Genomic DNA, 23,749 nt, shown 5'->3' on the forward strand with positions numbered 1-23,749 from the left:
GTCCTTGCACCCTAACGCCACTAATGGGGTCTGCAAGTAATTTTTACACCATCTGCAGTGTATGGAAGAGAATATAAAAATGTTCTATTTTTTTTATTATTGTGCATCGGATTCCAGAACCAGAATTAATGACCGGTTTTGAGCAAGTCAAAGCTTACTCAGAATCTGACTTCTCATCATCTGATGCGGATTTGGTTGAGAGAATTGAGGAATATATTTTTAGATTTGACACCCCTTTAATGAATGATGGAGTAATTATTGATATGGGTTGTGGGCCAGGAAATATTACTGAGAGGCTTGCCTCTAAGTGGCCAAAGTCAAAAATATATGGCATTGATGGTTCGCAAGAAATGTTGAATATTGCCAGAGCAAGGAAGATAAGCTCTGAAAATCCTAAATTGAAGGGTATTTCATATTTAAACTCTTCGTTCTCATTGCTTTTAAGAACTAGGCCAGAGATGATTAATAGTGCTGACCTTATTGTTAGCAATAGCGTTCTGCATCATATACATCACCCAATTGATTTTTGGAGGACTCTTAAGAAAATAGGAAAAGAAGGATGCTTGATTTTTCAGAGAGACCTAAGAAGACCTTGCTCAGCTGAAAAGGCAATTGATTTGCAACGAAAATATCAGTCTGATTCACCAGAGGTTTTAAAAAAAGATTATTTAGCATCTTTGTATGCTGCTTTTACTATTAATGAGGTCAAAGAACAGCTAGTTGAAGCAGGACTGTTTCAATTAAAAGTATTTGAAGTAGATGATCGTTATCTTGAGATAGTTGGAGTTATTTAAGATAACTTTGAAGAAAATTAGTATGAAATTCTTTTAATGAACATTTTGTCGCTTGATAGCAGCGAATCATTACCTGAAATAGAAGAAACTTCTAAAGAAACCATTGCTAGAGCTGTTGCTAAGAGGAAAAATTTTGCAATTATTTCTCACCCAGACGCTGGTAAAACTACTCTTACAGAACAATTGCTTTTGTATGGAGGAGCAATTCAACAAGCAGGTGCTGTAAAAGCTCGAGGAGAACAGAGAAAAGTTACATCAGACTGGATGGAGTTAGAAAAACAAAGGGGAATATCAATTACTTCAACTGTTTTGCAATTTGAATACAACCAAAAAACTATTAATCTTCTTGATACCCCTGGTCACCAGGATTTTTCTGAAGACACATATCGCACCCTCGCTGCTGCTGATAATGCAGTAATGCTTGAAGACGCTGCTAAAGGACTTGAGCCTCAAACAAGGAAATTATTTGAAGTGTGCAGGATGAGACGTATCCCTATATTCACTTTCATAAATAAAATGGACAGACCAGGTCAAGAACCTTTAGCACTGCTAGATGAGATTGAATCTGAGCTAGATTTGTTAACTTGGGCCGTTAATTGGCCTATAGGAAGTGGCGAAAATTTTCGAGGAATTATTGATCGCTTGTCTAAAGAAGTTATTTTATTTACTCGTACTCAAAGAGGAAAACAGTCAATAGAGAAAAAACATAAGTTGAACGATCCGGAGTTATTCGACTTAGTTGAGCAAGATCTTTTAAATAAGGCTTTGGAAGAAATCGAACTGCTTGAAGAGGCAGGCTCTTCGATGGATTTAGATCTTATTAGGGGCGGTGAATTAACCCCTGTATTTTTCGGATCTGCAATGACAAATTTCGGCGTTAGATCCTTCCTTGATAATTTTCTGGACATGGCCCAAGGTCCAGTCGCGAGAAATAGTAGTAATGGACCTATTGATCCAATGAGAGATGGATTTAGTGGATTCGTTTTTAAATTACAGGCAAATATGGATCCAAGACATAGAGATCGAATTGCTTTTGTTCGAGTATGTAGTGGTAAGTTTGAAAAAGACATGACAGTTCGTCATGCCCGAACAGGCAAAAACATAAGACTATCAAGACCACAAAAGATTTTTGGCAAAGATCGTTCCTCTGTTATGGATGCCTTCCCAGGAGACGTTATTGGTTTAAATAATCCGGGCATGTTTTCAATTGGCGATACTTTATATGTAGGTAAACATCTTGAGTATGAAGGTATACCGTGTTTTAGTCCTGAGATTTTTAGTTGGTTACGCAATCCCAATCCTTCTGCATTTAAAAATTTCAAAAAAGGAGTAAATCAGTTACGAGAAGAAGGAGCTGTTCAGATCCTTTACGATAAAGATGAGAGCAAAAGAGATCCTATTTTAGCGGCGGTTGGTCAGCTTCAATTAGAAGTTGTTCAACATCGCCTTGAAAATGAATATGGAGTCTTGACAAGACTTGAACCTATGGGATTTCAAGTAGCAAGATGGGTTAATGCAGGTTGGCCAGCTTTGAATGAGATCGGACGTGTTTTCAACTGTAAAATAGTTCAGGATTCGTGGATGAGGCCTGTTCTTCTTTTTAAAAATGAATGGAATCTGAATCAATTACGAGAAGATCACCCTGACTTGGATTTAAGAAATGTCGCTCCAGTTGTAAGTGGTGTAGACCCTATTAGTCTTTAACTTGATTGCCTTTATAATTTGTATATTAGAGTTTCAGGAAAAGACCTGACTTATTGATGGTTGATGATCAAAATTCCAGTTTTAATTCAGGGTCGAAAGATCCTTATGAGTTGCTTGGGGTAAGTCCTGGCACAAATTTTGATGATATAAAGCTAGCTAGAGAGAAAAAAATTTCTCAAGCAGGAGACGACTTGATTCAAAAAGCAAAAATTGAAGCAGCTTATGACACTTTGCTTATGAATAGCCTTAAAGCAAGGCAGTTAGGCAAAGTTAGCAATGAAGCGATTAATGCATCTGAAAAGGAAAAATTCACTAATAGTGAAATTGGTGGTGTTGCAAGCTCCCTGCTTACACGCTTAAAGGGGGCTAACCCTAATCTCAGTGAAATAAATAGCCAAGGTTTTTTATCTTCCTTTTCTATCTCTGGTGGTCAAGGGGTAATACTAAGATGTTCTATTGGTTTCCTAGCACTTGTACTGCTTTTAATTTCACCAGATAACACTATCGAACTTATTCTTTCATTATCAACCATCGGATTATTTATTAGTCAGGTTAAAAGAGGGAGAAATCTAATAAGTTCTTTAGGTTGGAGCGTGGTCCTTTTATCTGTAGGCTTGATTTTAGGAGGTTTCCTTTCAAGTCAGACAGGACTAAGTCATGAAAACCTATATTCTCTATCAGAACAAAAGTTAGAATCATTGCCTGCCTTATTTTTAATTTTCCTAGGGACTATAATTTTGGATTAGTTGTTATATTTGAATTACTATTTCTTATCGTTCATTTTTCTATAAGTTTGCGAATTTCATCTTCTTGTACTAAATATATACTTTTACAAAATTGACAAACTAGCTCTGCCTCTTTTTCTTTATTTAGAATCTCCTTTAATTCTTTTGCTCCTAATATCTTAAGAGCTGATACACTTCTTTCTCTAGAACAACGACATTTAAACTGAATATTTTGTCTAGTACTTATTTCTTGAGTTTGAAAACTATCGAGATTTGGGAAAATCCCCTCGATTAGTTGAATTAGATTGCTTTGAGAATTAGCAAGTATTTGACTAAAAGATAAGATTTTTTGGCACCTTTCTTCCAGAAAAGCAACTAATTCCGGATCATTCTCAGCTTTTGGCAATACCTGAACTAAAAGTCCGCCAGAGCAAATTAAATTACTATTTTTGATGCTTTCTCCAACAAATACAGCTGAAGGTGTTTGTTCAGAATGAAGAAGGTATGAAGCAATATCTTCACCGATCTCTCCATTCACTAATTCAACAGTGCTACTAAAAGGATCGCCTTTCCCTTCATCTCTTAAAACATGTAGATATCCTGTCCCAGTAGCAGCAGCGAAATTAAATGAATAATTACTATTCTTATCTTTTATTAAGTCTAATTCTAGGTTGGGGTTGCCGACATATCCCCTAACTGTTCCATCTCTTCCTGCATCAACCATTAATCCTTTAAGTGGTCCATCAGAGTTGACTTTTATAGTCACTCTTCCGTGGTTAACTTTCATAGAACTTGCGAGAAGTAACCCTGCACTCATAGTTCTTCCTAAAATTGCAGTGGTTAAAAATGAGAGATTATGTTTTTGCTGTGCGGTTTTAGTGATATCTGTTGTTAAGACTGCTACTAGACGAATTCCACCATTGGCAGCAGTTGCTCTTATTAAATGATCGCTCATATTAATTTTTTAAATGAAGTGAACCTAGACATTAAATTAATTTTCCTTGGTTGAGTTGATAGGAATACATCGATGAGGCTTTAAATAACTCAATTTCATGGGTAACAACTATTAGAAGTTGATCTTTCGCTAAATTCATTAATAATTCCATGATTTCAGAACGAACAGACCAATCTAATCCAGCGGTTGGTTCGTCAAGAAGAAGAATTCTCGGTTTTTTAAGCAATTGAACAGCAATTGCTAGCCGTCGCTGTTGGCCTCCACTAAGTTCCTCAGGCGATTTGCGAAGATTAATGCCATTAAGCCCAACTCTATTTAGGACTTTAATTTGTTCTTCATTTCCAAGTCGAAGTTGCCCTAAGCGTAATTCTTGAGAAATTGTTAAGCCGAGGAAATGGCGTTCAGGGAATTGAAAAACAATTCCACACATCCATTTTCTTTGTCTTGAGTTAATAGGTTCTTCATCCCATTTGATAATCCCTGAATTAGGTGTCGAATGTCCACTTATGATTTCAATAAGAGTAGTTTTGCCACTTCCACTATTGCCTTTTATTACTGTTGGAATACCAGGATATGCGCGCAGGTTAATCCCTTTTAAAATAGGTTTCTCTGAAGTTGCAGGATGAAAATGAATCCCTTTAAGTTCAAGCATTAATCCCCCTTAGGTTCTTATTTTAATGAGAAAATGTCCAACCCTAAGCAATTGGTATTTGTTTAGATAGATTTTTATTATTGTATATAAATCCATTTTAAAAATATGTACTTCAGATGAAGGTTAACTTTCGTGAGATAGATCCATTTAATTCGTGGATTTGGATCCGTTTTGCAAACGTTCCTGGACAAGGTGAAAAGAATTATATTGATGGTGTTTTTGATAGTTGGTATGTAATAGGACGACTTGGTGGGTTTAATTCAGCAAATCTCCAGGCACATGATTATGGCTCGGACTTAAGCTGGATGTCCTACGAAAATGCAGAGTCTGGCTCTGTATTGCCTTCATTAATGCACAATATTGGACAATTGGAATATCAAGGTGACTGGGCAAGGTGTTGGGTTGATTTGGGGACTTGTGATGCCTTGGCTATTGACGTTTTGATTAATTCATTGAAGCAAGTAGATGTAGATATTGTTGAACTTAATGAAGTAGTAATTGGAGGAGTTAATGATGATTGGCCAGTTGAAGATCACCCAGACTCTATTTTTCCCTCACAAGGTGAACGAAGAGTTTGAAAGAATTTAGGCGACTACTCATATCTCAAAAACGACTTGCAGATAGCAATAGTGATGCCGGCATCATTTCTTTGAACAATGCAGAAGCTCATTATTTGTATCGAGTCCTCAGGTTACAAAAAGGTGATTGCGTGAATGTTGTTAATGGTAAAGGTTGTTTGTGGGATGCAGTTCTTAATACTCCTGCTTCTATACAACTTACCTCAACAGTTAACCAACCATTGGTTGATCAACTCCCTCCTAGGACCATGACTTGCTTGGCGATTGTAGTTCCTAAAAAAGGCTTTGAAGATGTTCTCAGAATGGGTTGTGAACTAGGAGTGGATGTTTTTCAACCATTGACTTCTGATTTTTATGTTCCTCATGCTACAACTAAAGGAAAGACGATGAGATGGCAAACTATTTTGCATGAGAGTCTTGAACAATCAGAGAGACTCTGGATACCTGAATTACGGGAAATTACTTCACTGAACACTTGGTTTAAAACTATTCCAAATTCCTCTGCTCTTTCGATAGCGACAGCAAGAACTCCAGGTTCTAAGGAAATCAATAAATGGATGAAATCTTTAGATAAATCAATTAAACAAATATGGGTGTTAATTGGACCTGAGGGAGGATGGTCAAGGAGCGAAATATTTTTATCCAGTGAACTTGGTTTTGAGCAAGTTAAACTTGGAGATAATATTTTAAGAACATCTACTGCTGCTATTGTCGCTTCACATTCTATGGTTACATGGAGAAGACTCTCTTGTTAAATTGAGAAAAGATTCCTTTTTATGTCTATAGATGTCTATAGAATTTATAGTAAATATTTAATTTGCTATTTCATATCGCATGATTTCTTTTACCTTAATTGATACTCAATGGCTCATTGCATTTATCTTAAACTTTATCTTAATTTTTATCGGTCAAGGTACTAAGCTCTTAACGCCAAAAGGATGGTTTCATGCTGGAATCCTTGGAACGCTACTTTGGGGCTGCTTAGGATGGGAAGGGTGGTGTTCAGTTGTTGTCTATCTTGTTCTTGGAACCTATGTCACAAAGATTGGATTTAAGTACAAGGAATCACTTGGTATAGCTGAAGGAAGAGGAGGTAGACGTGGCCCGGAGAATGTTTGGGGATCAGCCGCTACAGGCGCTTTTATTGCTATTCTCATAAATCTAGGTGTTAAACCTGAGTCAATTTTGTTGCTAGCTTTTTCAGCTAGCTTTTCTGCAAAACTTGCAGATACCTTTGGCAGTGAAATAGGAAAACGATGGGGGAAGAAAACATTCTTGATATCTTCCTTTCAACCTGTCCCTGCTGGTACAGAAGGTGCCATAAGCCTTGAAGGAACAATTGCTAGCTTCCTTGGAAGTATTTTAATGACATCAGTTATGAGAGCTTTTTCTTTGATTACATCTCCTTCATTTGTGTTGATATCAATTTTCTCAGGATTTATTTCAACGTTATTTGAAAGTGTTTTAGGAGCAGTTGTTCAAAATAAATTTAAATGGTTAAGTAATGAAATTATTAACTGTATTCAAACAAGTTTTGCTGCTTGCTTGGCTGTGTTTTTAGTCTATGTATTTTCTTGATCGTTTAAAATCTATATTTCTGCCCATTTCAGGAGGGATTTCCAATTGGCTACTTGATTGTATATCCATGTATGCCCTAGAGAGTTTAGATGAATCCCATCTTCTTCAATCCACTCCCTCCAGTCTTTTTCATTGATCATATTTCTGTAGGTTGGAAGAAAAGGAATATCTAATTCAATGCAAGTCTCTTCAATTTGGTTCTCATACGTAGAACAAGATTTATTTGAATACCATAAACAGTCGGCGAATGGCATGGCTGTCTCTTTGACTGGCGTTAAACCTAAAACTAATACATTTGTCTGAGTTTTTATATCGGAAAGGAGTCTTTCTAAACCGAATTTGAACGCGTCAGCTGAAAGTTGAGGACGACCATCTTCTCTACCTATTCTAGCTGTATCATTCAGACCAATTGCTAAGAGCAATCCATTTGGAACTTTCCTTCGCAATTCACCTCGACATTGCCATTCTGTTTTCCATCTCTTTGCAACTTTTTCAAGGCCATCACCTCTTATTCCTAAAGGATATATTGCCGGAGCACTTGGGAGGCTCATCCAATCCCGACGAAGTCTTTCACTCCATCCACCACCTTTTTGATCTCCCCAGCCATAAACGTTGCTATCGCCGATAATTATTAGTTGTCTTGGAGGTACAATCATTGTTTTTATGATTGAAGAGAGACACAAAGTGAGGGGTCAGTTGTTTTCTTAATCCAGTATTCTCTTGCTTTATCGCTTATTAGTTCTCCACTCAATGTTAGCAAACTAAATGTTGTTGTAATTACGATAACCTGAGCCCAATCAAATGAGCTAAGCGATTCTTGTAGTTGCCATCCTAATCCAACTCCTCCGACTACACCTACAACAGCAGTTTCCCGTAAAAGAACGTCTGTTCTATATGAAGCAAAAGCTAGATAGCTTTTGCTTTGTGGACTTAATTTGCCATAGAGCCATGCGATTAGACTTGATCCTCCCAAGGACTTTATAGAGTTAAAAAGAAGGTTATTATCGTGACTTAGATTCTCTTTAAGAAGTCTTCCCATTACTCCTATGTTACTTATCCCTAAGGCTAAAGCTGCAATTGATATGCTAGGTGTGGTAGTTAAGAGAAGTAGTAATGCTGATAATGGTGGAGGAATAAGTCTGAAGAATAGCCAAACAAAAGTTAGTATTCTCATACTTAATTTGCTTTGACAAAGCATCATTAATAATGGAGGAGAACCTATTGCAATACCAGCAGATAATAAAGTTAAGTAAATTGTTGAGTAGATTAGACTTAATATTGGGAGTTGTTCAAAAGCAGATTTTATATCTAAAAAAGCTGGGAATATCAGGTTATCTAGTTGAATAGTGTTCAATGGATCTATTTGTATTGATTTTATAGAAGAAATAATAATTATAGTAGTTAGCCCGATAAAGATTGAATTTCTAAAACCGTTGTCTCTAGGATTCTGAATTGATGAATTAGCTCTATTTATCGCAATTATAATTTTCTCAATACAATACATTGAAATAGCAAGCATCCAAAGAGAAGTCCAGAGTTCTCGGAATTCCAAGGACTGAATTGTTAATTGAAGCTCTGTACCTATTCCGCCTAGTCCAAATAGCCCAAGAAGAGTGGCTCCTCTAAGGGCACATTCCAATCTGTACCCTGCATACGTAGTAAACATATGCCTCATAGGAGGTAGCAGACTTGTTGCTAAAGCAGCAAATGGACCTGATCCTGATTGCGTTATTGCTATTAATGATTTTTTATTTAAAGTATCCAATTGATTAGCTATAACTCTTGACATCAATGAAGAATGGGGAATCATTATTGCAATAATGGCAACCAGTGGATTTAATCCAAGGATTTGCAATAACAAGAGACCCCATATAACTTCATGAATTGATCTTGGTATTGCTAAGATTAATCTGATGCTATTTCCTATCCAAGGTCGACCAGTAAATACCTGCCAAAATATATTTGAGCTTAGTACTCCTAAAATAGTTCCAAAAACTACACTCGAAATCCAACCAATTAAGGCTATAGCAATTGTTATTTGCAAGCTGTTCCAGGCATTGCTTAAAACTATTGGTTCAATTGATGGGTTTATTGCTGCTGAGAAAAAAGACAATAATGTATTTAATCCACCAATATGTGCAGTGCTTGAGACCTCTATAGCTACTGGGATGATGGCAAGTGCAGGAAGAATAACAATCGCTACAGGAGTAAGATTAAGTCTGTACATTATTCATTATAAAGCCATTCTAAATCTTGATAGTTCAATCCGTATGAGGGGCTGTCTAATACAACTTCTCCCTCGTTAAGTCCTATAACTCTAGAAAAATGGCAAATTAATTCTGGTTGATGCAAGCTAATCAAAAATGTATTTTGAATAGATGTAGAAAAAATACTTCTTGAATGTAGTAATAAATTAAGTATCTCTGTTGAAAGGTGAGGGTCAAGACTGGTAAAGGGTTCGTCTGCAATTATTAGATGAGCTTTTTGCCTAAGGAGTCGAGCTATTGCAACTCTCTGTCTTTGACCTCCGGACAATTGATTTACTTGGGCTCTTATGACTTTTTTAGATAAACCAGCTGCGTTTAGACAAGAAATACATTGTTTAGTCTCAACCTCTCCAAAGAGATTTTTTAGTGCCCATATGAAACTATGTCTACCTAGTGCGCCTATATTTATATTCTGCTGAACATTCAACTCTTCTACAAGTTTTAAATCTTGCCACAGAGTACCAATTTCAATACGTTGTCTTCTGTTTAAGGACTTTAGATCTTGCCCTTTCCATTTTACTTCTCCATTACTAGGTTTAATAGAGCCATTCGCAACTGATATAAGACTTGTTTTGCCAGCACCGCTTTTGCCTAATAAAGCGATTTTCTCTCCTTCATAAATAGTTAGTTGAATATCTTTTAGTCGATTACCTCTGCTACTTTTTAAGTTTATTCCATTCAACTCAATCAACTTACTCACTTAATTTTCCCTAATTGACGTCCAATCTTTTCTATGTCTTTGTATTGATCGGCATCTGCAGAGATGAATTTGTTTGCACCGAATAAGTTTAAAATGCGTTTTTGACGTTTTGATTTTTTATTGAAGCTTAGAAGCGTGGTTTTTAATTCTTTTGTAAAACCTTTTCTAAAACGTTTGTCAAGATCCCCTTGTGCTAGCCAGTGATAATCAACGTATGAAGGTGTTCTCCAAATGATATTTACTTTTGATAAGTCTATGCGATTTTTTTCGATATTAGCTAGCCACACTTGCTCGTTAAGTACACCCGCTTCATATGAACCACTTTGAACAAGGGCCACAGTAGCATCATGACTACCGCTAAACCCTGGACGACCGCCTTTGAAATCTTTGATGCTGATGCCAGCTTTTTGCAAATAATGTTGCGGCATTAATCGTCCAGAGGTTGAACTTTCTGATCCAAAGGTAAACCTCTTCCCCGCTAGAAGCTTAAGCCCGGAGATATCTTTTATTTTAGGTAATTTGCTTTTCTTATTTGCAATAAAGACACTATGAAACTCAGCATCAATATCGCGTTGTGCAATAACTTTGGCATCTTTTGTTTGCAATCTTGCTTGAACACCTGTGAGGCCACCAAACCAAACTAAATCAAGGTCTCCAGTCCTAAATGCTGTAACTGCTGCAGGATAGTTTATGACGGGTTTGTATATAACAGGAACTTGAAGGCTTGCACTTAGTTCTGAGGAAAGAAGTCTATAAAGTCGATTTAGTTTCTCGGGATTTTGATCTGGTATTGCTCCAATGACTAAAGAATTCTGAGCAAATGTCATATTATCGACTATGCATAAGTTGATAATGGTCAGAAAAACAATTATCACTGCATTCTTATCAGGGATTAATCGCGTTGAAATTCTCATATTGTTAATAAAATTTGGTCATTAATTGTTGGAGTCTTGCTAATCCATCTGAAATTGTTTCTTCAGAAACTGCACATGAAATTCTTATGCACATATCTTCACCAAAAGCTATACCTGGAATTATAGATAGGCCAACTTCCTCTAGGGCAATTTTACAAAAATCAATAGAGGTTAAATTCATTTTTTCTACTTTCGGAAACGCATAAAAAGCTCCTTGAGGTTTAGTTAATGTTAAACCGTTGATTCTCTCGAGACCTTCACTAAGCAATCGCCTTCTGTAATTATAGATTTCTACCATCCCTTTTATGCTTTCTCTGGGACCTCTGATTGCTGCTAAAGCACCCTTTTGAGCAAAGCTGCATACATTACTAGTGCTTTGACTTTGTAAGGCTGTAGCCTTTTTTATTACTTCAGTATTTCCTGCTAAGTACCCAATTCGCCAACCTGTCATAGCCCAGGCTTTAGCAAATCCGTTGACTGTGAATATTCTATCTAATAAATCAGGCGCAATTGCCGCAAAACTATAATGTACTTGACCTTCTGCAAGAAGAAATTCATATATCTCATCGCTCATTAATAATACTTTTGGATGCCTACGAAGAAATTCAGCTATAGCAATCATCTCTTTCTTGCTCATAACAAGACCAGTAGGATTACTCGGTGAATTTAAAATTAATAATCGTGTCTTCTCGCTTATTCTTGACTCTAATCTTTCAATTTGTATTTTGAATGATTCTAAAGGCGATGATTCAATGAATATGGGTTTTGCTCCAGCAAGTAAGGCTATATCCGGGTAGCTAAGCCAATAGGGGGATGGTATGAGAACTTCGTCACCGGGATTAAGTATTACTTGAAAAAGATTATAAATAGCTTGTTTCCCTCCATTTGTTACCAGGATATTTTTAGATGAGTAATTTATTTTGTTTTCTAATTTCATTTTATTAGCTATTGCTTCTCTTAGTTCCGGATCCCCTCCAGCAGGCCCATATCTTGTAACCCCTTCTTTTAGTGCTGCCATTGCAGCCTCAATTATGAAATCTGGAGTATCGAAGTCAGGCTCCCCTGCACTTAAGCTGCATACATCTTTCCCTTGACTTCTCAAGGCTTTTGCTTTTGCTGTGATTTCCAAAGTCAGTGATGGCTTGAGTCCCATCGCTCGCTTTGATAAAAATGAAGAGTTAGGAGTTTTCAAAGCCCTTCCATTTGGAATTAGTCTTAAACTTTACATATTGCCTGATGATGAGTATTAAACAACCTTTATTTATTATTTAAGAATTTGAATGACAAAACTTGAAGCTAGTGTCGTAATTGCAGCTAGGGAGCCAAAAGCACTTGCGGACTTTTATGCAAAAGTAAATAAAGTTGACATTGTTGATGGAATTGAGCCGGATCATTATCTTGTTTCAATAAATGATGGTTCTTTATATATTCAGTTTTACCGACCGTCGCGTACCCGGGATTTCCCTGAGAAAGGAAGGAGTACGTCAATATGCTTTCAATCTAAAGCTGTTTCTCAGCCGCTTATTTATATTGCTAATTGGTCAAGTGACTTGGAAAAACTAGGGGCGACCCTTGTTGAACCTCCTATTAATAAATCTTTTGGAGCTGAGGCATGGATGACAGACCCAGAAGGAAATAAATTTTTAATCCTTGTACCTCTTCTTTCTTGAAAGGATAATTTGATTGGACTTAAGATTCCTATTGATTTTTCTATGAATAATTCTTTGATTTCTCATCACAGCAAAGCTACGGGAGTTTCTTCTAAGGTTGTTGTTAGCAGAGGGAATCCTTTGTCAAAATTAATGATTGTAGGTGAAGCCCCTGGAGCAATGGAAGAAGAATTAGGACAACCTTTTGTGGGTAGGTCAGGTAAAGTTCTTGATGATTTATTTGATTCGGTGGGAATTGATACTCAAAAAGATGCTTATATTTGCAATGTGGTCAAATGTCGACCACCTAAAAACAGAAGACCTACGAAGGAAGAAATTCAATTGAATTTACCCTGGCTCTATCAGCAAATAAAACTTGTTGACCCACTCGTGATTGTTTTAGTTGGTGCTACATCAGTTGAAGCACTTTTGGGAATTAGAGGAGGGATTAGTAGGCTTAGGGGTACTTGGCAGAATTGGGAGGGTAGATTAGTTATGCCTTTATTTCATCCGGCTTATCTTTTAAGGAATCCATCTAAAGAAGAAGGTGCACCAATTTCCTTGACCCTGTTAGATCTTATTAAGGTAAGAGAAAAGCTTCGGAGATCGCATCTTTTCCCTGTGTTTTCTAATCCTGAATCCGCTATTAGTTAGCCATGACAGCTACTTTGAGTCAAAACTTGTCAGAACCTTCTCTTTCAAGGAGATATAGCACTCAAATTATCCGTCGCAAGACTCGAACTGTGATGGTAGGAGATATTGCTATGGGAAGTGAGCACCCAGTAAGAGTTCAGTCAATGATTAATGAAGATACAATGGATATTGAAGGGTCTACAGCTGCAATAAGACGATTGCACGAAATAGGTTGTGAAATAGTTCGAGTTACCGTTCCTACTCTCGCAAGTGCCAAAGCAGTAGGAGAAATAAAGAATAATCTTTTACAAACCTATCAACCCGTTCCTTTGGTTGCAGATGTTCACCATAATGGAATGAAGATAGCTCTTGAGGTGGCTAAGCATGTAGATAAAGTTCGTATAAATCCTGGGCTTTTTGTTTTTGAAAGACCTGACGCTAATAGAACAGAGTTTTCTGATAAGGAAATACAAGCAATTAAAGATAAAATAGTACAGAAATTTGAACCTATAGTTAATACTTTAAAGGAGCAAAATAAAGCCTTAAGAATAGGAGTAAATCATGGTTCATTAGCAGAGAGAATGTTATTTGCTTATGGAGATACACCCCTAGGTATGGTTGAATCAGCTATGGAGTTTGTTCGGATTTGTGATTCTCTAGATTTCCATAATATTGTTATTTCAATGAAAGCCTCTAGACCCCCTGTCATGTTAGCGGCTTACAGAATGATGGCAGATACAATGGATAAAGAAGGTTTCAATTATCCTTTGCACTTAGGAGTAACAGAGGCTGGAGATGGAGATTATGGTCGCATCAAAAGTACGGCCGGAATAGGTACTCTTTTGTCTGAGGGAATCGGAGATACAATTCGAGTTTCTCTTACGGAAGCTCCTGAAAAAGAAATACCTGTTTGTTATTCAATCTTACAGGCTGTTGGCTTAAGAAAAACAATGGTTGAATATATAAGTTGTCCTAGTTGTGGTAGGACTTTGTTTAACCTAGAAGAGGTTGTTGCGAAAGTCAGAGAAGCGACTCAGCATCTAACAGGACTTGATATTGCTGTTATGGGTTGTATTGTTAATGGTCCTGGAGAGATGGCTGATGCAGACTATGGATATGTAGGAAAAGGGAAAGGCACCATCGCTTTATATCGCAATAGAGACGAAATTAAAAGAGTTCCTGAAGATGAAGGGGTTAAAGCATTGATAGATTTAATTAAAGAAGATGGCAAATGGTTTGAACCTGATCAAAAATAAACTATCTATATTTAACTCCTATTATATTTAATTTACTATGTATAAATATATAAAAAGATCTTCTAAACTAAGATGTTTTTTTAAGGATTCTCTTAAGATATTTTTGCTTTTTTCATTATTAATTTCGCCTTCTTCTGCATTTCAAAATAAAGCTAGATCAATAATTAAAAGTAATCCCAAAGAAGTTATTGATGAGGTTTGGCAGATAATCTATAGAGATTACTTAGACTCATCGGGGACTTATGATAAAAAAGAATGGATTTCGACTAGAAAAGAATTATTAGGGTCTAAATATATTGATTCTCAGGATTCATATATCGCAATTAGAGAAATGCTATTAAGTTTAAAAGATCCTTATACAAGATTTCTAGATCCTAAGGAATTTATGGAGATGAGAATTGATACCTCAGGAGAATTAACTGGAGTAGGTATTCAAATTTCATTAGATACGGTCACTAATAAAATTGTAGTTGTTTCTCCAATAGAAGGAACTCCTGCTTTTAAGGCAGGGATAAAACCTCAAGATGTGATTTTTTCAGTTGATGGACAATTCACAGATGGTATGACTATTGACCAAGTCGTTAAGTTGATTAGAGGTGAAAGAGGTTCAACAGTAAGTCTTGGTATCATGAGAGAAAATAGGTTTTTTAAGTTTTCATTAGTTAGAGAAAGAATAGAAATAAATACAGTTAAGAGCCATATAAATATGACTAATGAAGGAATAAATATTGGCTATATAAGATTGAAGCAATTTAATGCTAATGCAGCTAGAGATATGAGTAAGTCCATTGAAAAGTTAGAGAAAGATAATGTATTGGGATATGTTTTGGATTTAAGGGGTAACCCTGGCGGACTTTTAGAAGTAAGTATTGAAATAGCAAGACAATGGATCGACCAAGGCGTAATTGTAAGTACTCAAACTAGAGATGGTATTAAGGATGTCAGGATGGCAAATGGGAGCGCTCTAACCAATAAACCTATAGTAATTTTAGTGAATGAAGGTTCGGCAAGTGCAAGCGAGATCTTGTCAGGAGCAATTAGAGATAATGGTCGGGGAATACTAGTTGGAAAGAAAACATTTGGTAAGGGATTGGTTCAATCAGTTAGAGCTCTTTCTGACGGTTCAGGACTTACCGTGACCATTGCTAAATATTTGACACCAAATGGGATAGATATAAATAAGAACGGATTGAAACCTGATATAAATGCAGACTTAATAATGAAATCCAACAAAAAACTATCAAGCTTAGACTTAGGGACTAATAAAGATAGTCAATATGTCATAGCAGAGAATGAGTTGGTTAAGAAACTATCTAATCAATTAAAAGATTCAGCTTATAATCCAGTAAGTACGAATTTAAGGTTTGCATTAAGTAACTAAATCCTAAGAATATTATTTATCTATTCTCATATATCCATACCAATCAGGCACAAATAGTTGACATCTTTTCTCTTTGTCTTCAGTTAGTTCAATTTCCCAATCACCGTTCACTTTGATTGAATGGCAATTGTCAATTCCTATAATTCTTCTTAACTTTGTCAAGTTATCTTTGTGTATTTTGTTTAATTTATTATTTTCCCATTGATATTTTGCTTTTGTTATTGCTTCTTTGCTTGTTTTAGCGACTACCAATCTAAAACTATGTTGTTCTGCAAGCTCATTTTTATTATAACCTCCTAGATTGACAAACCATAACATATTATTTTGCTTATTTATTTTGCTACTTAAGGAAGACTTTCTTGTTATAGAAACTTTATACCCATCTACAAATCTAATCTTTATATAACTATCTATATGAAGTCCTTTCTTTTCTCCAAACCATTCATTTCTAAGTTGTTTAAATGTATCTTCTATCTTCTCTCCTATGACCCATCTTACGTCATGTAGTTCAATATTGCAGGCTCTAATATTCCCTCCAAGTATTACAAGAAATAGACTCTTTTCACTTTTTGATAGATATTGATTCATAAAATAAATATTAAACTATTGATCTATTTTTATCTTAATAAGTTTCTGTTGGTTTAAATTAATTGTTAATCAATTACTCATCTCAAGCATCCTTTTTATAGGAATATATGCCTTTTTTATTATCCTTTCACTTAAACTTATCTGTGGTTTCATATGTTTTAAACAATCTAAAACCTTCTCAAGTGTATTTAATCTCATGTATGGGCATTCATTACATCCACATCCATCAATTCCTGGAACATCCAAATAAACTTTGCTTGGATTGGCTCGTCTCATTTGATGTATAATGCCTGGTTCTGTAATTACAATGAAGGTGTTTTTCTTGCTGCTTTGAGTGTATTTTAGTAATTTACTTGTAGATCCAATGAAGTCTGCTAGATCTAGAATATTTGGCTGACACTCTGGATGCGCAATAACATCAGCGTCTGGATATTTAAGCTTGAGTTTAATAAGAGCCTCTTCGCTGAAGGCTTCATGAACCGAGCATCTTCCTGGCCATAAGGTTAGCTCTCTCCCACTATTCCTTTGAACCCACCTGCCAAGATTTTGATCGGGTGCAAACAAAATTGGTCTATCTTTTGGTAATTGATTTACAAGATCAACTGCGTTGCTGCTGGTGCAAATTAAATCACTTTCGGCTTTTACTGCCGCTGAGCAATTGATGTAGCTGACAATATAGTGTTCCGGATATTTTTGTTTAAATTTTTTGAACTCGTCTTCTGGGCAATCGTCTGACAAGCTGCAACCTGCATCAATATCTGGGATAAGTACAGTTTTATCTGGGCATAGTATTTTGGCTGTTTCTCCCATGAAATGTACCCCACAGAAGACAATTACATCTGCGTTTGTGCTGGCGGCTTTTCGAGAAAGTTCTAGTGAGTCTCCAATGAAATCAGCAATATCTTGTATTTGAGGCTCTTGGTAGTAATGAGCAAGTATTACCGCATTGCGTTCTTGACAAAGCAAAGCAATCTCTTCTAAGACTTCTTCCCTTTTATTGGGAACCGGTAAAACCGTCTTGTAGGCGGTAATCAGTTTTCTTCAAAGCATTTGAGGCATTATAGAGGTTGTTTAACTTAATTACGCTGTCTAGTTTTAATCTTTTGATTGCGGGTGATCTTCATGGCTTATGGAGCAGTGAAGATCTTGACCTCATTATCAGGATTAATCCTGATGCAGTGCTTTTCGTTGGAGATCTAGGAGAAGGAGATATAGCTGTAGTAAAGGAAATAAAAAAAATACCTATTCCAGTGTCAGTAATACTTGGAAATCATGATCATGGTCATGATGGCACGGGTCTTCTTCTTAAAACACAATTGAATTTATTGGGTGATTTAGATTGTTCTTGGAGCCTTAAACGTTTTGAGAATCCATCTTTTTCTTTAATTGGTGCTAGGCCTTGTAGTTCCGGGGGTGGATTTTATCTTTCTAAAGAAGTTCATGCAGTTTTTGGTCCGATTACCCTTGAAGAATCAGTTAGGAGAATTGTCGCTGCAGCCAAAGAAGTACCAACTGATAAACCTTTTGTTATTTTGGCTCATTCTGGACCGTCTGGTCTTGGATCTGATTTTGCGAGCCCTTGTGGCCGTGATTGGAAGGCACCGGCTCTTGATTGGGGAGATAAAGATTTATCTTTAGCAATTGATAAGATTAGAAAAATAAAGGTTCCTGACTTAGTTGTTTTTGGTCATATGCATCATGTTTTGAGAAGAGGCCAAGGGAAGAGAGTTACATTTACTAAAGATATTTGGGGTACGTCTTATCTCAATGCGGCATGTGTTCCTAGAAAAGGAAAAGATGTATTGGGGCAATCTTTGTGTCACTTTTCCTGGGTGGAATTCCAAAACAATAGTCTTAAACGTGTTTCTCATCGTTGGTATAGAAATGATGCAACATTGGCATATGAGGAAAAATTATTAGATCAATAATTAGACAAAATGCTTTGGTTCGGATCTAATCAGAATTTGATTTTATGCTTTTGGTTAATGTTCTTTGAGCTAGTAAGTAGCCAATAACCCCGGCACCCAAAAAACCTACCCCATTTCTTAGGAGTGGAAGTATCTCACTGGTTCTAGTAATAACTGGAGCAACTCCGAAAACTCCAAAAAGAATTATCCACAAAGGAGAAAGAAGTAAAAGCCAACCCCATGCAATTAATTGATCTTCCTTTCTTGGTGCTGCTGCAAAACCAGCAATTAATCCACCAAGTAATGAGGTTATTAATGTCCAAGTCCATTGTTCTTTAGGAAGACCTGGTACAACTTCACATCCTCCTTTATCAAGGCAGGTCTTTACCGCTGAGATTGCATCAAGAACAGAACCATCTTCTCCATGATCTTTAACATAAAATTGATTGCCATAACGGGTCTGTAGTTCCACCCAAAAAATTCTTGGCATAAGAGCGAAATAAGCATCACCAACATTGAAATTTAATAGATTTCCTCCTCTTGGGTCTGCTATTACCAATAAACTACTTTCATCGAGTCCCCAAAACTCTCTCACTGCTAATCCAGGGGTTTTTTCATATTGAGATAGAAATCTTATTTTCCATCCGGTATTACTTTCATAGTCAATAAGTGATTTCTCTAGAGCTTCTCTTTGGGTATTACTTAATGTCCTGGCAAGATCAATTACTGGTGTTTGATGATCAGGAAGTAATTCTGGGTTATTAGAGGCATACGCAGGTAACCATAAGCTTAAAGATATTAGAAATGCGAAGATAGCTGAAAAAGCTTTTATTGTGCGTTGTGATTTCATGGGATTATCTTAACGAATAAGATTCTTGCCAATGGACCCTATAGACGCTGAATGTCCAAATTGGCTCTCTAAGCGTATTGAAGAAGAGAAGGGAAGTATTAGTTTCTTCCAATTTATGGAATGGTCTTTAAATGATCCTGAGTATGGAGCCTATGCAACAGGACGTTTGTCTATAGGTAAACACGGAGATTTCGTCACATCCCCATCTTTGGGATCTGAGTTTTCCGACCTTTTGGCTGTTCAAGTAATTGATTGGTTGAATCAATTGGGTGAATTTTGTGATAAATCCCAGTCTTTCTCGTTAATTGATATTGGTCCTGGAGAAGGTGATTTGTCTAAAGGCTTAATTAATTCAATAGAAAAATTAGCTCCATTACTTTTAAGCAAAATCGAATTGATTTTGGTAGAAGTTAATCAAGGGATGATAGATAGACAAAAAAGAAATCTAGAAAATATTAAATCAGTTCCTATAAGATGGAGTTCTTTAAGTGATTTAGAACGAAAACCTTCTATAGGAATTGTAATAGCTAATGAATTATTAGACGCAATGCCAGTAGAGAGAATCGTATTTAGAAATGGAGATTTATATCGTCAGGGCATATCTATTTTAAAAAAGGATCAAAATAGCTATTTGAATTTTGTCGAGCTTCCTCTGTCTGTTCAATTAATTAACTCTATAGATTCATTTACAAGTTCTAATAACATCAAAATACCACCATTTGGAGTTGTTGATGGTTGGACTACTGAATGGCATATAGGGTTAAATGCTTGGTTTAAAAAGGTTTCAAAGATTTTATCAATAGGTTCTTTATTAATTATTGATTATGCCTTAGAGGCATATCGCTATTACAGTGAAAAGAGATCATCAGGAACTCTGATGGCATATAGAAATAATACCGCTTCTACTAATATTCTTTATCAGCCAGGATATTGGGATCTAACCTCGCATTTATGTTTAGAAACCTTGATAGATTCTGCTAAAAATAATGGACTAATCTTCTTAGGTGATCTACGCCAAGGAGAAGCTTTATTAGCATTAGGTCTTTCTCAAAAGCTTTATTCATTGAACTCTTTATCAATCGAGAATTTGGCAATTGCTTTTGAAAGAAGAGAAACACTTCTTAGATTGGTAGATCCTCATTGTTTAGGTGATTTTCGTTGGATTGCCTTCCAATTTAATAATCAAAATACAATTGTCAAAGCAAATAATATTCAACTATCCACAAGATTTCTACAAGAACCATAGTTAACTGATTTTTTTAAGACATTCAACTATTTCCGTTTTATCTATATCATTTGAAATCTCAGTAGAACCAATGCTAGTTGGAAGAATAAACCGCACTTTCCCATCTCTTACCTTCTTATCTCCTTCTAAAGTTTTTAAAACTTTATTGATATCTAAGCTTGGCCAAACGGTAGGTAGTCCAGACCTTTTAATCAAATCTTTTTGTCGTCTAGCATCAGTCTCTTGCCATTTTCCTTTAAGGACAGCTAGTTGTCCAGCTGCAACCATTCCAATTGCAACAGCTTCTCCATGAAGATATTTCCCATATCCACAAAGATTTTCAATTACATGACCAAATGTATGACCATAATTTAATATTGCTCGAAGGCCTCCTTCTCTTTCGTCAGACATAACGATTTTTGCTTTGGTGGAAGCTGAGCGTTGAAGGATCTCTTCGATAAGATCTTTTCCCATTCCAGAAAGGCTATTTATTTCTGGAGAATCTTCTAGTAATTTAAATAGTTCATAATCTCCAATTACAGCATATTTAATTACCTCAGCCATCCCTGCTCTGAACTCTCTTTGTGGGAGAGTATCTAAGGTTAATGGATCAATTAAAACTAATTTCGGCTGATGAAAAGCCCCAATTAAATTTTTACCCCCAGGGTGATTTACACCTGTCTTACCTCCTATTGAGGCGTCTACCATTGCAAGTAATGTAGTAGGAACTTGAATAAAAGAAATTCCTCTTAACCAAGTGGCAGCTGCAAAACCAGCTATATCTCCAACAACTCCACCTCCTAAAGCTATTATTAAAGATCCTCTTTCAAGCTTATAGTCAAAGGCAGCATTATGTATCTTTTCAATTGTACTTAAGTTTTTATTAGTTTCGCCTTCTTCAATAGTCAATGAATTTGCATGCAGCCCTGTTCCCTTAAGCTGATTTATAGCCTGTTCGCCATAATATTTATAGATAATTGGGTTTGTTACAAGAAGGATCTTTGTATTTTTATTAATCCCTAATCTGATTAATTCTTCACCAATATTTTTTAATCCTTTTCCTCCAATTATGACATTGTATGGATTATTAACTAAGTCTACCTGGATTACTTTTGGATTCTGGTTCACAATTTTGATATTAAATCTGTATGTGTATGACTATATTAAATAATCATTGAAAGAACAAAGGATATTTATTTAAATAAATTGATACTAGTCTTATATAAAAGAGATTAGTTGTTTTGATTTAGATATAATGATAATGAGCTTTTAGGTAGAATAAAAATCTTTGAGGCTTTTTTAAGTTGTTAGTCTTTTTCTCTTCTTACTATTTTTATTGCTGTATATGAGCAATCCATCTCCACCCCTAAACCACCATTTAAAGAATATGTTGGGAGTTGTTGGAGGAGGACAACTTGCCCAAATGTTAGTTGATTCGGCGCTACAGAAAAGAATTGACATAGCAATACAAACTGTCTCTAAATCCGATCCAGCGGCAAAAAATGCAAAAAAGGTTTTTCTTTCAGATCAATCTGATGTTGAGACAACAAAGCAAATGTCAAGTGAGTGTGCATGCATAACTTTTGAAAATGAATGGGTAAATACTGAAAAACTGATGTCTTTAGAAAAAGAAGGTATTCAGTTTATTCCAAGGATTTCATCTATATCTGCTTTGATGGATAAAAGCTCTCAGAGGAGTTTGCTTCAAGAATTGAATATACCTGCAGCAGATTGGTTGCCATTATCTTTTATAAACCTTAGTGATACAAAATTACCAAATGGATGGAATTTTCCTTTGATGGCAAAAGCTTCTAGAGGTGGATATGATGGTAAAGGCACTAAAAAGATTAATGACTTCAGTCAACTGCACACTTTAATAACCTCGGTGGATTCAAAACTTTGGTTTTTAGAGAAATGGGTTGAGTATGAAAAAGAGTATTCCATTGTGGCAAGTAGAGACTTAGAAGGAAGTATCAAAGTTTTTTCACTTGTTGAAACTCAGCAATATAATCAAGTTTGTGATTGGGTCCTGGCCCCAGCTGATGTAAGCCATTCAGTGGAGATGATGGCTTTTAATATAGTGGCATCTCTATTAAGTGAGCTTAACTATTTTGGAGTAATAGCAATTGAATTTTTCTATGGAAAGAATGGTCTCCTTGTTAATGAAATAGCTCCTAGGACTCATAATTCTGGTCATTATTCCATTGAAGCTTGTCAAAGCAGTCAATTTGATCACCAAGTATGCATAGCTGCTGGATTGCCCGTTCCCTCTCCCAAGATGATTGTCCCTGGAGCTATAATGATTAACCTTTTGGGGCAGCCCGATAGTTGTAGTTTGACTTTAGAAAGTAGAGTTGAACAAATAAAACAAATACCTGGGGTTAATTTGCACTGGTATGAAAAGAAAGAAGAAAAGCCAGGAAGGAAGTTAGGGCATGTAACATTTGTATTGAGGTCAGATGACTTTACTTCTAGAAGACAAGAGGCAATGGAGATAGTCGAAAAAATACGTTTAATTTGGCCCATTAAATGACAGGATTGCATTAATATTTAACAGGACTACTTTGTTGGTGAAGGCCTTTCTAGTGCTCTGATCTGACTCTCTTTCGATTTGGGGGAGACTGTCGTGTATGTGACGTATACCAGTCAACTGGAAACGAAGCACCACTTTGACTCCCCCCTCTGGTATTACCAGGTCGAACGCTGAGGTTCTCACGGCAAGGTGGTTCAACTCTTCGAAAGTGATTGATATAACATTAATTTGATTTAGTTGCTTATTCGCAAGGTCTTTTAATTGTACCTACAAGTTTTACCTACAGATTTTTAGTTAAGAGTGATCTCTTTAATCCTTCCCTAGATACGTTTTTAATGGGTAAGTAGATCGTTTGCTTTCAATTTTCTATTCCAAGCAAGGGTAGGTCTATACATGGAAAACGCAATAAGGGGTCTATACAGGGGAAAGGCGATAAGGGGTCTATACAGGAGGGACGGGATAAGGGAGTATGCCGAATGAGATGAGTGATGAAGTTTCTTTTTGAGTCGAGCTGGACTTTAAACGTAGCGAGCATAGCTTTCTCATTCAAAGCGTTTAATCAAGACATAGCCTCGTAGTAGGCGTAGACCGATAATCCGAGATAGCAACGGATTCAGGCTGCCAGTCATGGGTACTGGGGATAGAAGTAAACGAGATGCTGTCTTTTAGACAGGTCAAAGACTTTGCTTTCTTTCAGGGTTGGGGACTCCCTATTTCTTTTGCGTATCCGAGCTCGGTGAAGCCTGCATGGCAGCATCTCTTAGATAAATCAAATGTACCTAAAACAGCAATGTTTTATAAGGGACTTTTTTACCTTTCTTATTCCAAACCGGCTGGTGAATACCTTCTTTAACAGCAAG

Annotated in this window: 25 protein-coding genes and 1 other RNA gene; 15 read left to right on the forward strand and 11 right to left on the reverse strand. The window is 36.2% G+C overall.

The features are described 5' to 3' along the window. Positions 1-101 precede the first annotated feature (101 nt). The 3 genes from SOI85_RS00585 to SOI85_RS00595 are packed head-to-tail and all read left to right on the forward strand — an operon-like array spanning position 102 to position 3,244. Positions 102-794, forward strand: coding sequence for a class I SAM-dependent methyltransferase (locus SOI85_RS00585; RefSeq protein ID WP_320664294.1), 693 nt, complete (start codon positions 102-104; stop codon positions 792-794). 36 nt (positions 795-830) lie between these two features. Beyond that, on the forward strand, positions 831-2,498 hold the full coding sequence (locus SOI85_RS00590; RefSeq protein WP_320664295.1) for a peptide chain release factor 3: 1,668 nt from the start codon (positions 831-833) through the stop codon (positions 2,496-2,498). A gap of 56 nt (positions 2,499-2,554) precedes the next feature. Further along, positions 2,555-3,244 carry a CPP1-like family protein gene (locus tag SOI85_RS00595; RefSeq protein ID WP_320664296.1) on the forward strand — a complete coding sequence of 230 codons (690 nt, stop codon included), beginning with the start codon at positions 2,555-2,557 and terminating at the stop codon, positions 3,242-3,244. A 31-nt stretch (positions 3,245-3,275) separates the two neighbouring features. Here the strand turns inward: SOI85_RS00595 and hslO are convergent, their stop codons facing one another. Together hslO and SOI85_RS00605 are read right to left on the reverse strand one after the other, a co-directional pair. Beyond that, entirely contained in the window at positions 3,276-4,178 is a 903-nt protein-coding gene (hslO, locus tag SOI85_RS00600; protein WP_320664297.1) for an Hsp33 family molecular chaperone HslO, read from the reverse strand. A gap of 31 nt (positions 4,179-4,209) precedes the next feature. Further along, entirely contained in the window at positions 4,210-4,830 is a 621-nt protein-coding gene (locus tag SOI85_RS00605) for an ABC transporter ATP-binding protein (RefSeq protein ID WP_320664298.1), read from the reverse strand. Between the two features lie 116 nt (positions 4,831-4,946). On the opposite strand from SOI85_RS00605, the gene SOI85_RS00610 reads away from it, so the two are divergent. The 3 genes from SOI85_RS00610 to SOI85_RS00620 all read left to right on the forward strand — a co-directional run bounded on the left by SOI85_RS00610 (position 4,947) and on the right by SOI85_RS00620 (position 6,986). Further along, the gene (locus SOI85_RS00610; RefSeq protein WP_320664299.1) at positions 4,947-5,408 is read left to right on the forward strand and encodes a DUF3531 family protein; all 462 of its coding nucleotides are present in this window, start codon (positions 4,947-4,949) and stop codon (positions 5,406-5,408) included. Continuing rightward, entirely contained in the window at positions 5,405-6,163 is a 759-nt protein-coding gene (locus SOI85_RS00615) for a 16S rRNA (uracil(1498)-N(3))-methyltransferase (RefSeq protein ID WP_320664300.1), read from the forward strand. Before SOI85_RS00610 ends, SOI85_RS00615 begins: the two co-directional genes overlap by 4 nt. A gap of 79 nt (positions 6,164-6,242) precedes the next feature. After that, the gene (locus SOI85_RS00620) at positions 6,243-6,986 is read left to right on the forward strand and encodes a TIGR00297 family protein (RefSeq protein WP_320664301.1); all 744 of its coding nucleotides are present in this window, start codon (positions 6,243-6,245) and stop codon (positions 6,984-6,986) included. Positions 6,987-6,997: 11 nt separating this feature from the next. On the opposite strand, the gene SOI85_RS00625 is transcribed toward SOI85_RS00620, so the two are convergent. The 5 genes from SOI85_RS00625 to SOI85_RS00645 are packed head-to-tail and all read right to left on the reverse strand — an operon-like array spanning position 6,998 to position 12,020. Beyond that, positions 6,998-7,642 carry a GDSL-type esterase/lipase family protein gene (locus SOI85_RS00625; RefSeq protein WP_320664302.1) on the reverse strand — a complete coding sequence of 215 codons (645 nt, stop codon included), beginning with the start codon at positions 7,640-7,642 and terminating at the stop codon, positions 6,998-7,000. Between the two features lie 5 nt (positions 7,643-7,647). Further along, the gene (locus tag SOI85_RS00630; RefSeq protein ID WP_320664303.1) at positions 7,648-9,213 is read right to left on the reverse strand and encodes a phosphate ABC transporter permease; all 1,566 of its coding nucleotides are present in this window, start codon (positions 9,211-9,213) and stop codon (positions 7,648-7,650) included. Continuing rightward, a complete protein-coding gene (locus tag SOI85_RS00635) occupies positions 9,213-9,953 on the reverse strand; it encodes an ATP-binding cassette domain-containing protein (RefSeq protein ID WP_320664304.1) in 741 nt (246 codons plus the stop codon). The genes SOI85_RS00630 and SOI85_RS00635 overlap by 1 nt, the downstream gene beginning before the upstream one ends. Continuing rightward, entirely contained in the window at positions 9,950-10,867 is a 918-nt protein-coding gene (locus SOI85_RS00640) for a putative selenate ABC transporter substrate-binding protein (protein ID WP_414477793.1), read from the reverse strand. The genes SOI85_RS00635 and SOI85_RS00640 overlap by 4 nt, the downstream gene beginning before the upstream one ends. Before the next feature lie 4 nt (positions 10,868-10,871). Continuing rightward, on the reverse strand, positions 10,872-12,020 hold the full coding sequence (locus tag SOI85_RS00645) for a pyridoxal phosphate-dependent aminotransferase (RefSeq protein WP_320665182.1): 1,149 nt from the start codon (positions 12,018-12,020) through the stop codon (positions 10,872-10,874). A gap of 127 nt (positions 12,021-12,147) precedes the next feature. On the opposite strand from SOI85_RS00645, the gene SOI85_RS00650 reads away from it, so the two are divergent. The 4 genes from SOI85_RS00650 (at position 12,148) to SOI85_RS00665 (ending at position 15,786) form a co-directional block, all read left to right on the forward strand. Beyond that, positions 12,148-12,537 (forward strand): VOC family protein, encoded by a 390-nt coding sequence (locus SOI85_RS00650; RefSeq protein WP_320664305.1) that lies wholly within the window; start codon positions 12,148-12,150, stop codon positions 12,535-12,537. 42 nt (positions 12,538-12,579) lie between these two features. Further along, complete coding sequence (locus SOI85_RS00655) at positions 12,580-13,170, forward strand: uracil-DNA glycosylase (RefSeq protein ID WP_320664306.1); 591 nt, start codon at positions 12,580-12,582, stop codon at positions 13,168-13,170. Positions 13,171-13,172: 2 nt separating this feature from the next. After that, on the forward strand, positions 13,173-14,405 hold the full coding sequence (ispG, locus tag SOI85_RS00660; RefSeq protein ID WP_320664307.1) for a (E)-4-hydroxy-3-methylbut-2-enyl-diphosphate synthase: 1,233 nt from the start codon (positions 13,173-13,175) through the stop codon (positions 14,403-14,405). A gap of 103 nt (positions 14,406-14,508) precedes the next feature. Next, positions 14,509-15,786, forward strand: coding sequence for a S41 family peptidase (locus tag SOI85_RS00665; RefSeq protein ID WP_320664308.1), 1,278 nt, complete (start codon positions 14,509-14,511; stop codon positions 15,784-15,786). Positions 15,787-15,798: 12 nt separating this feature from the next. On the opposite strand, the gene SOI85_RS00670 is transcribed toward SOI85_RS00665, so the two are convergent. Beyond that, positions 15,799-16,374: a DUF1543 domain-containing protein gene (locus tag SOI85_RS00670; RefSeq protein ID WP_320664309.1), complete on the reverse strand. Its 576-nt coding sequence runs from the start codon at positions 16,372-16,374 to the stop codon at positions 15,799-15,801. A gap of 69 nt (positions 16,375-16,443) precedes the next feature. Further along, positions 16,444-17,406 (reverse strand): quinolinate synthase NadA, encoded by a 963-nt coding sequence (nadA, locus tag SOI85_RS00675; protein ID WP_414477818.1) that lies wholly within the window; start codon positions 17,404-17,406, stop codon positions 16,444-16,446. A 35-nt stretch (positions 17,407-17,441) separates the two neighbouring features. Here nadA and SOI85_RS00680 point away from each other — a divergent pair, with 35 nt between their 5' ends. Then, positions 17,442-18,302 (forward strand): TIGR04168 family protein, encoded by an 861-nt coding sequence (locus SOI85_RS00680; RefSeq protein WP_320664310.1) that lies wholly within the window; start codon positions 17,442-17,444, stop codon positions 18,300-18,302. Positions 18,303-18,327: 25 nt separating this feature from the next. Here SOI85_RS00680 and SOI85_RS00685 read toward each other — a convergent pair whose 3' ends face one another. Further along, on the reverse strand, positions 18,328-19,131 hold the full coding sequence (locus SOI85_RS00685; RefSeq protein ID WP_320664311.1) for a TPM domain-containing protein: 804 nt from the start codon (positions 19,129-19,131) through the stop codon (positions 18,328-18,330). A 31-nt stretch (positions 19,132-19,162) separates the two neighbouring features. On the opposite strand from SOI85_RS00685, the gene SOI85_RS00690 reads away from it, so the two are divergent. Next, on the forward strand, positions 19,163-20,377 hold the full coding sequence (locus SOI85_RS00690; RefSeq protein WP_320664312.1) for a class I SAM-dependent methyltransferase: 1,215 nt from the start codon (positions 19,163-19,165) through the stop codon (positions 20,375-20,377). On the opposite strand, the gene aroB is transcribed toward SOI85_RS00690, so the two are convergent. Then, on the reverse strand, positions 20,378-21,484 hold the full coding sequence (gene aroB / locus SOI85_RS00695; protein WP_320664313.1) for a 3-dehydroquinate synthase: 1,107 nt from the start codon (positions 21,482-21,484) through the stop codon (positions 20,378-20,380). A gap of 217 nt (positions 21,485-21,701) precedes the next feature. On the opposite strand from aroB, the gene SOI85_RS00700 reads away from it, so the two are divergent. From SOI85_RS00700 to SOI85_RS00710, 3 genes are all read left to right on the forward strand, one after another. Further along, positions 21,702-22,889: a 5-(carboxyamino)imidazole ribonucleotide synthase gene (locus tag SOI85_RS00700; protein ID WP_320664314.1), complete on the forward strand. Its 1,188-nt coding sequence runs from the start codon at positions 21,702-21,704 to the stop codon at positions 22,887-22,889. Between the two features lie 20 nt (positions 22,890-22,909). After that, a non-coding RNA gene (gene ssrS / locus SOI85_RS00705) (6S RNA) lies at positions 22,910-23,089 on the forward strand. A gap of 455 nt (positions 23,090-23,544) precedes the next feature. Continuing rightward, a complete protein-coding gene (locus SOI85_RS00710) occupies positions 23,545-23,742 on the forward strand; it encodes a hypothetical protein (RefSeq protein WP_320664315.1) in 198 nt (65 codons plus the stop codon). The last annotated feature ends 7 nt before the right edge of the window (positions 23,743-23,749 follow it).

Source organism: Prochlorococcus sp. MIT 1223 (genome assembly GCF_034092465.1).
Taxonomy (GTDB): Bacteria; Cyanobacteriota; Cyanobacteriia; order PCC-6307; family Cyanobiaceae; genus AG-402-N21.